Source organism: Corynebacterium sp. (genome assembly GCF_030535495.1).
Classification (GTDB): domain Bacteria; phylum Actinomycetota; class Actinomycetes; order Mycobacteriales; family Mycobacteriaceae; genus Corynebacterium.
On the sequence record NZ_JAUNRW010000191.1, the window covers coordinates 1 to 1,651 of the forward strand.

The window sequence follows — 1,651 nt, forward strand, 5'->3', positions numbered from 1 at the left end:
AGCGGCCAGGAGAAGCTGCTCGAGTGGAAGGCTAAGTCCCACGTTCAGCTCGTGTGATCTTAGGATAATTGGTATGAACCTTCACCCCCTCGCGCAGCCACTGGAATTCCTGCTCGGCAGCTGGAGTGGTCCCGGACGCGGTCACTTTCCCACGATCTCCGATTTCAACTACACCGAGACCATCACCTTCGCGGCGATCCCGGGCAAGCCCTTCCTGCGCTACGAGCAGGTGACCTCCAGCCCGGAGGGAGCGCCGATGCACACTGAGCTGGGGTTCTTGCGTCTGACTGAAGGTGGGAGCGTGGAGTTCATCATCGCCCAGCCGACGGGGCAGGCAGAGTTGCTGGAGGGGACGAGCGAGGAGCTCGAGGACGGCACCCTCCTCCTGCATTTCGACGCCTCACAGGTGCACAACTCCTCCACGGCGAAGCGGGTGGACGGCACCACGCGCACCTACATCTTCAATGCACACCGCACGGCGGTACACACCGAGTTCGACATGGCCGCCGTCGATCAGCCGATGCAACGCCACCTCATCAGCGACCTGTCGAAGGTCTAGGAGAGCTCCACGCCGCCGGTGCTCACGACGAAGCCGTGGGGTCCGACGGCACACATGACGCGTGTATCACCCTCGGCGATCGCACAGGAGACACGACCGTTGGCGATGCGCTGACCGGGCGCGAGGGCCCGGGTGTCGGCGTGAGCCATGAAGATGCGGTTGACGTTGTGGGTGGTCGCAGGCTCGCCCTCACGGACGGACACGGCGTTGATGTCGCCCTCGCCCTGGTGGGTGCACAGCGCCACCGGGGATTCGACGTCCGGGGCGCTCTCGCCGTACATCTCACAGAAGGTTCCGTCCGGGCCCGTGAACTGCAGGCCGGACTGCGCGGGGAAGATCTGATCGGAACGGTAGGGGGTGGGGTCAGACTCCGGGATCTGGGCCATGGACTCCACGATGTCGACCGGGGGAGTCTCGGTGTCGGGAGGGGCCACGGCTGTCTCGGTGACGGTCTCCTCCTCGGGAGGTGTGTCCGTGACCTGTTCGGTGACGGTGACCTCGGTGGTGTCGACCACGGTGCTGGGGGCGGCTGCGGTGTCGCTGTCGCTGTCGGCGCAGGCGGTGAGCGCTGCGGCGAGGGCCGTGGCGGACAGAATTCGGACGGTTGATGTGATCGGTGTCATATTGACACGGTATCGCTTTCGCTGTGATAGGGAAAGGGGGGTCGTCGATAAGCAATGCCCGGACGGCGTACCCTGGGCGCATGGCTTTCGCAGCGGAACAACCCGTCCTCTCGCACTCCGAGCACCGCCCGGTGGGCGAGATTGAGCGTAGCGACGGGCAATTCGAGGTCATCTCCGACTACGAGCCGGCCGGCGATCAGCCCGCGGCGATCAAGGAGCTCGACGCGCGGCTCGACCGGGGCGAGCGCGACATCGTGCTGCTGGGTGCGACCGGTACCGGTAAGTCGGCGACGGCGGCGTGGCTCATCGAGCAGCAGCAGCGGCCGACGCTGGTCATGGCGCCGAACAAGACGCTGGCCGCCCAGCTGGCCAATGAGCTGCGGCAGCTGCTGCCGAACAACTCGGTGGAGTACTTCGTCAGCTACTACGACTACTACCAGCCGGAGGCGTACATCGCGCAGACGGACAC

3 protein-coding genes are annotated in these 1,651 nt (G+C 65.5%); 2 read left to right on the plus strand and 1 reads right to left on the minus strand.

Annotation, left to right across the window (positions count from 1 at the left end; genetic code table 11):
* Positions 1-73: 73 nt before the first annotated feature.
* Positions 74-559 carry an FABP family protein gene (locus Q4F73_RS12465; RefSeq protein WP_303359657.1) on the plus strand — a complete coding sequence of 162 codons (486 nt, stop codon included), beginning with the start codon at positions 74-76 and terminating at the stop codon, positions 557-559.
* On the opposite strand, the gene Q4F73_RS12470 is transcribed toward Q4F73_RS12465, so the two are convergent.
* The gene (locus Q4F73_RS12470) at positions 556-1,182 is read right to left on the minus strand and encodes a hypothetical protein (RefSeq protein ID WP_303359658.1); all 627 of its coding nucleotides are present in this window, start codon (positions 1,180-1,182) and stop codon (positions 556-558) included. The genes Q4F73_RS12465 and Q4F73_RS12470 overlap by 4 nt on opposite strands.
* Positions 1,183-1,262: 80 nt before the next feature.
* Between Q4F73_RS12470 and Q4F73_RS12475 the strand changes: the two genes are divergently transcribed.
* Positions 1,263-1,651, plus strand: a 389-nt coding sequence (locus tag Q4F73_RS12475; protein WP_303359659.1) for a DEAD/DEAH box helicase family protein, incomplete at its 3' end; no start/stop codon positions are given.